6 protein-coding genes are annotated in these 6,561 nt (G+C 73.6%); 1 reads left to right on the top strand and 5 read right to left on the bottom strand.

Translation table 11 applies throughout. From position 1 onward, the window contains the following. On the bottom strand, positions 1 to 1,287 hold a 1,287-nt coding region (locus FREUN1FDRAFT_RS41460), incomplete at its 3' end, for a serine/threonine-protein kinase (protein ID WP_006540737.1). Between the two features lie 220 nt (positions 1,288 to 1,507). Here FREUN1FDRAFT_RS41460 and FREUN1FDRAFT_RS14040 point away from each other — a divergent pair. Next, positions 1,508 to 2,095 carry a pyridoxamine 5'-phosphate oxidase family protein gene (locus FREUN1FDRAFT_RS14040; protein WP_006540736.1) on the top strand — a complete coding sequence of 196 codons (588 nt, stop codon included), beginning with the start codon at positions 1,508 to 1,510 and terminating at the stop codon, positions 2,093 to 2,095. Positions 2,096 to 2,225: 130 nt separating this feature from the next. On the opposite strand, the gene FREUN1FDRAFT_RS14035 is transcribed toward FREUN1FDRAFT_RS14040, so the two are convergent. The 4 genes from FREUN1FDRAFT_RS14035 to FREUN1FDRAFT_RS14020 form a co-directional block, all read right to left on the bottom strand. Next, positions 2,226 to 3,932, bottom strand: coding sequence for a DNA-binding protein (locus tag FREUN1FDRAFT_RS14035; RefSeq protein ID WP_035951553.1), 1,707 nt, complete (start codon positions 3,930 to 3,932; stop codon positions 2,226 to 2,228). A 61-nt stretch (positions 3,933 to 3,993) separates the two neighbouring features. Continuing rightward, on the bottom strand, positions 3,994 to 4,827 hold the full coding sequence (locus FREUN1FDRAFT_RS14030; protein ID WP_006540734.1) for a hypothetical protein: 834 nt from the start codon (positions 4,825 to 4,827) through the stop codon (positions 3,994 to 3,996). After that, a complete protein-coding gene (locus FREUN1FDRAFT_RS14025; protein WP_006540733.1) occupies positions 4,824 to 5,696 on the bottom strand; it encodes a vWA domain-containing protein in 873 nt (290 codons plus the stop codon). Before FREUN1FDRAFT_RS14025 ends, FREUN1FDRAFT_RS14030 begins: the two co-directional genes overlap by 4 nt. A gap of 116 nt (positions 5,697 to 5,812) precedes the next feature. Continuing rightward, positions 5,813 to 6,256 (bottom strand): hypothetical protein, encoded by a 444-nt coding sequence (locus FREUN1FDRAFT_RS14020; protein ID WP_006540732.1) that lies wholly within the window; start codon positions 6,254 to 6,256, stop codon positions 5,813 to 5,815. Positions 6,257 to 6,561: the final 305 nt, after the last annotated feature.

Here is a 6,561-nt window from a genome sequence, read left to right as displayed (position 1 = left end):
GCTCGGCACCACACCCATGCTCGCCGCCGCGGCGGCGATCGCCACCACACCGACCGCGGGTACCAAGCGGCGTGCGGTCACCGGATGCCGGCGCCGGCGCACCGCCGGCCGGTCGGGCGCGGGGTCCTCGCCCGCCGGGTCGGCCGGCGCGGAGGAGCTGGTTCCCACGAGGATGTCCAGGGCGGCCAACGACCTGGCCCGCTGCTGCGCGCTGTCGCCGCGCGGGCGTCCGCCGGCCCGATGAGCACCCCCCGGCCGCCGTCCGGCACCACCCGCACGCCCTGCCGCCCCAGTCGCTTCCGCCGCCCCGGTCGCTTCCGCCGCCCCGGCCCTCTCGGCCCGTTCGGCCTGTCCAGCCCGTTCGGACTCATCGGACGCCTCGGCCACGCGGGACGCCTCGGCCAGGCCGGATGTCTCGGCCGCCGGCCCAGCCGGTTGGGCCGGTGCGGGTTCCGCCGCCAGCTCGATGCCCGCGGGGACGTCCCCGGACGCCAGCCAGCTCACCAGGTCCGCGGCGCTGGGGCGCAGCTCGGGCCGGGTGCGCAGCGCGGTGGTGACCGCCGGGCGGAGGTCATCCGGAACACCGTCGATGTCGGCGTCGCCGTGCACGGTGCGCAGCACCAGCGTCTGCAGCGGGCCGTCCCCGAACGGGGCGCGGCCGGTGGCGGCGAACGCGACCGTGAGCGCCCAGCCGAAGACGTCGGCCGCCGGGCCCGGCCGGGAGTCCCCCGAGATGAGCTCGGGGGCCATGTAGCCGACGCTGCCCAGCACCACGCCCGACGCCGTCATCGCGCCGGCGAGGCCCACGGCGATCCCGAAGTCGATGACCTTCGGCCCGTCCGCGCCCATGATGACGTTGCTGGGCTTGAGGTCACGGTGCACGACGTCGACGTCGTGGATGGCGCGCAGCGCCTCGGCGAGGCCCGTCGCCAGCGTACGCAGCGTCTCGGGCCGGGTCGGCCCGTCCGCCGCGACGGCGCCCAGCAGGGTGGGCCCGTGGACGTACTCGGTGGCGATCCACGGCTGGTCGCCGTCGGGGCCGGCGTCCAGCAGCCGGGCGACCCGCGGACTGTCGATCGCCGCGATCGCGGCCGCCTCCCGGGTGAACCGCCGCCGGAACCCCTCGTCCTCCAGGTACTCGTCGCGCAGCACCTTGACGGCGCCCTGCCGCCCGCGCCCGTCGACTCCGAGGTAGACGACACCCATCCCACCGCTGCCGAGGCGGGCCGCCAGCCGGTACGGCCCCATCACGAGCGGGTCGCCCGCCCGCAGCGGCTTCAACGCCACCAGATCCTCCGATCGTGATCTTCCTGTGCTGTTCCGTCGGAGGGAAACACCGCCACCACCGGATCGTCTCGTCATCGGACAGCTGCGCTGGACGGCACCGGCCTGCGCCGCACGGTGACCGTGGGGCCGAGACCCCCACAGCTAGATACGCCGTCACCACCTGGCTACCCACACACCTGTCGGGACGCCGATACCGGCCGCCGGTGCGGATACTTCAGCCATGGGACAGACCTACGAGCTCCTCGACGACCGGCTACGGGCGTTCATCCAGGCTCAACGGATCTTCTTCGTCGCGTCCGCGCCACTGTCCGCGCAGGGCCGGATCAACCTCTCGCCGAAGGGCCGGGACGGTTCACTCACGGTGCTCGACGAGCGGACCGTGGCCTACCTGGACTTCGGTGGAAGCCACGCGGAGACCATCGCGCACCTGCGGGAGAACGGCCGGATCACGCTCATGTGGTGTGCCTTCGACGGGCCGCCGAAGATCCTGCGGGTGCACGGGGAGGGGGAGCCGGTGTTCCGTGACGACCCGCGCTGGGGTGAGCTGCTCAGCCGCTTCCCGGCCGAGCAGGCGACCGCGGGCGGACTGCGCGCGATCATCGTCGTGCGGGCCCGGACCATCAGTGACAGCTGCGGCTACGCCGTCCCCTTCATGGAGTACCAGGAGGAGCGGGACCTGCACACCAGGTACTTCGACCGCAAGACGGAGGAGGAGTTCGCCGCCTACTGCGAGCAGAAGACCCACAACGGCACGAGCATCGACGGCCTGCCCGCGCTCCCCCTGCCCCTGCCGCCCCTGCCACGCTGACCGCACCGGCTGACGCCCGAGGGCACCGGACCGCACCGGCCATTCCAGACCATGCCGGATCATGCGGGATCACTCGCCGTCGGCGTGGCCACCCCACGAACGGGCGGTTCGGCCACCCGTTCGGTCCAGCTCAGCTCCAGCCGGGCCACGGCCCGGAGCCGGAACCGGCGCGGTTTGCCGCCGGGCCGGGCACCGGCGGTGGCAGCACCGGCCGCGGCGGCGGCAGCACCGGGCCGGACCCGTAGGCCGAACGGGTGGCGGGCGCGGCGGGCACGCTGCTCGGGCGGTGCAGCAGGCTGCCGGCCTCCCGCTCGGTCAGCCGGCGCAGCAGGCTCCCGCGCCGCAGCTCGATCCGGGGCGCGGGTGCGGTGCGGCCCGGGCGGGTCGCCCGGGCGGGCCGGGTCCTGTCCGCGTCGGGCTCGGGTGGCACCCAGCCGCCGGAGTCGTACGCCGCGGCGCCCCGTTCGTCCACCGCGATCTGGCCGGTCACCCGTACCCAGGCCCCTTCCAGGGCGGCCAGGTCCCCGTGGGTTGCGGTGAGCTCCCGGCTGACCCGATCCCACCCCACCACGTGGAAGCCGCCCGCCGCGGGGACGCCGCCGCGGTGACCGTCGGCGAAGTCGAGGACGGTCACCGCCCCGGTCCGGCGGAACTGGCGCACCCGGGAGACCCGTCCGACCACCATCGCCTCCTGGCCGCGCCGCACCAGCAGGCCGGAGCGGTCCAGCGCGGACAGCACGGAGGGCGCCACGACGGGCGCACGATGCAGCGGGCGGGTACGCAGGTACCGGGCCGCCGAGACGGTGCTGACGACCCCCACGGAACCCGCAGGGCCCGAACCGACCGACCGGGCTGATCCCGCCACACCGGCCGATCCCGGCAGGCCAGCGGATCCAGCCGCGCCGGCGGGACGCGCCGAACCAGCCGGAGCAGCCGGACGCGCCGCGGCAGCGTAGTGGACGTGCGCCTGGCCGTCGAGGATCGCGCCGGCGTCGGAGTAGTCCACCAGGCAGGCGTCGCGCAGCCGCCGGGCGGCCGGGCCGACGACCGGCATCCGTTCGAGGCGCGCGAACAGGGCCGACGCTCCCGGGTCGGCGAAGTCGGCCGCCGAGAGGATGAGGTTCTCGCCGGTGTTGAACTCGCGCCACAGCTGCGGATCCCGGGCGAGCGCGGCCAGCGACACCACGATGACTTCCTGGGCGAACCGGTCCAGCGTGACGTCGTACTGGTTCGAACGGTCCGGATGCTGGTAGTTGCGGTGGCCGCGTTCGGACGCGCCCAGGGCGCCCAGGGCGGGCAGGTACATCCCGTCGTAGTCGACCAGCCGGATGGACGAGTCCGGCAGCACCAGGATGTTCCCGTGCTGCAGGTCGCCGTGCGCGGCACCGCGGCGCCGCAGCTCGGCGACGGCGGAGTTGAGGCTCACCCGGGCCCGATCCAGCCGGGCCGGGCGGTCGAGGTTCTCCTGGACCCAGTCGTCGAGGCGGACCCCGTCGATCCACTCCATCCGCACGATCGGCCAGGCACGCTCGCCGACCCGGATGCCGGCCGGCAGGTAGTCGACGTCCACCAGGAACGCCAGCGCCGCGGAACGCACGAAGTCGGCGATGCAGGCGTAGCGGAGCTCCAGGTTGTCGCTGTGCCGGTGGAAGCAGCGCACCGCGTACCGGCGCCGGCCGTGGCTGACGTCGAAGGTCAGCGCGAAGCCGCCGGTGGCGACCGCCGGCATGCCCAGCGGGGTGAGCCGCGGCACGCTCTGGCGCAGCTGGTCGTCCAGGAAGGCCAGCCGCGGCACCTGGACGGCCTGCTGGTAGTCGATCAGGGTGGGCAGCTTCATGCGGACGCCCGCACACACCCGTGCCCGCCCTCGCGGAGCAGACACCCGAGAGAACTCGCAGTCACGTCTGGACCACACAGAGCGTCGTGTCGTCGTTGGCGAGACATCCATGGTGGCGGTAAGCGGCGACCATCCGGGCGAACCGGCCGGCGCTGTGCGCGAGCCAGCCCGGCGAGGGCATCCGCCCGCGGTCGGCGTCGGCGCGCAGCAGCAGCCGGGCGAGCGCGTCGGTGGCGAGCACGAACACATCCCCGGGCTGGTAGGTGCCGCCCAGCACGGTCGGAGCGGGAACGGCCGCGCCGCGGCTGCCGACGAGCTGCGCGAAGCGGGAGAAGTCCTCGGCTCGCAGCACCGGGCCGGCGGCGCGGGTCCGTCCACCGCTCAGGTGGAACACACAGGAGTCACCGACGCAGGTCGCCGCCCACCGCCGGCGTTCGACGTCGACACACAGGCCCAGAAAGGACGCATCCGCCCCCGACTGCAGCTTCGCCCGCGCGTACCAGGGCAGGCCCGGCCGGCTCACCTGCTCCCACCACCGCTCCCGCAGCCCGGCCAGCACCTCGGGGGCCAGCGGGTCGACGGCCTCGCACACGAACGCGTGCACCAGCAGCCGGCTCCAGACCTCGGGACGCGCCGAGGTCGAGGCACCGTCGGCGATCGCGAACCTCCCCCGTTCGGGGCAGGCCGCGCAGCAGTCCTCGTTCTCCTCGTCGGCGCGGCCGAGCTTCGCCACCGTGCGGGACGTCACCGTGAGCCGCGCCGCCCCGACGGAGCCGGCCGACACAGCAGAGCCGGCGGAAACAGCGGGGTCGACGGCAGCGGAGCCGGCGCACGCGGCGGAGCCCTCCGCAACGGCCGGAGCCGCGGTGGGGACGGTGACGGACACGGGTGTCATCCGCTCGACCGTGGCCCGACGGTGAGGTCACGCAGGCCCGTCGGCGTCACCGCCCGGGTACCGATGTCGAGGAATTCGATCAGCGCGGTGACGTCGGCGTTGTACAGGAAGCCCTTCGACCCGGCGGTCGCGGGATAGCCGAGGCTGTCCGCCGCCGCGACCATCGCGGGCGGCAGGTGGCTGGACATGTCGAACAGCACCTGCGCGAACTCGCCCGGCAGGTCCGCGCGGTCCCGGGGGAAGGTCACGGCCCGACGCATGGTCGCGGAAAGGTGCGCGTTGAACAGCAGCGCGTTGCCGTCCGCCGTGCCCGCGGCCCGCACCTGGGCGGCCGCCGCCCGCGGATCACCGTCGGTGCTCTGCCCGTCGGTCACGTTGACCACGATCGGCGGGAAGCTGGCGGTGTGGGTGCGGCACCAGCCGTCGACGACCCAGGCGGCGACCCGCAGTGCCTCGACCATCGGCGTCCACCCGTCCGCCACCGGATCGACCCAGGCCGGTATCGGGGTCTGCACCTCGACCAGGCCGCCCGCGCCGTCAGGCACCTTCCGCAGGACATGGTCGACCCGGTTCGGATTCAGCGCGACCTCGCTGATAGGCAGCAGCGGGCGACTCACGCTCGAACCATACAGGACCGGCGCGACCCCCCGCCCATAGCCCAGAATTCCTACCTCGAAATAGTCGTAGACCCGATCGTCACCCCTACTGCAGAGCAACACCGCGTTACCGAGCAGCCGATTGACGGCGAGCGCGAGCTGGTCAGCCTTGCTCATTGTTCCACCGGCCCAGGTCTCTGCCATCGACGTCGAGTGATCGATGACGAGCAGCAGACATGCCGGCTGCTTGCGATTGATCTCGGCGGAGTACATGCCCTTATCGTTTCACAGCGCGCGAACATTTCGATGCTCCGACCACGCTCGACATCGAGTCCTGGGTTAGCTGAGGGCACTTTCCGATGAATAATCGCGGGCCGGAGGGCAGGCGTTCACCCGCAGGAGTCACCCGGTGTGGCCGGGGATGACGGGGACGACGGGGACGACGAAGTGGCCGAAACCGCGGCGGCCGCAGAAGCCGGGGCGGTCGCGGTCACGGCCGAGGTCACGGCCGAGGTCACGGCCGCGGGACGCAGGATCCTCACCGTGTCCTCGCCGGCATCCGGGGCGAGCAGCGCGCGCCGCAGGTCCAGCGGGGCCAGGTCCTCGCGGTTCGTCCGACCACAGCGGGGGCAGGTCGGCTGGCTCAGCGGCAGCAGCACCCCGCAGCCGCCGTCCCCGGCACCGCACCGGCGCCAGTCGGTACCCACCTCGATGCTCGACCGCCGCTGGGCGAACCGCCCGGCTGACCGGCGCCCCAACACCATGCTCAGCCGCCGTGCCGCCGCGGACCGCCCGTCGTCACGGCCCGCGTCCCGCGGAATGATCTTTCGCATGCGCGTCCTCGCTCCTCGGTCGGGAGACAGCGGTACACCGCCGCACTCCGCACCGCCGGGCCGGTGACGTGACGGCTCGGGCATTCGTCAGCCCGGGAACCCCGTCAGCCCGGGTGGCCGGGCTGTTCGGGCAGCCCACGGCCCCCACCGACAGGAACCCGGCCCGCCGTCGGTGCGTGATGAACCCGGTAACAGCGGAAAGCGACACTACGGATCGGCGGTGATGTCGACAATCCGTCGGTGCCAACCAATGGCCCGAACGTATTAGAGCGCCACCCGCAGCTGTGCCGTCTCCCACCCGACGG

Origin of the sequence: Parafrankia sp. EUN1f, assembly GCF_000177675.1 — a bacterium.
Classification (GTDB): domain Bacteria; phylum Actinomycetota; class Actinomycetes; order Frankiales; family Frankiaceae; genus Parafrankia.
The sequence above is the reverse complement of the archived record's forward strand: the minus strand, read 5'-3'. Positions and strand labels throughout refer to the sequence as shown.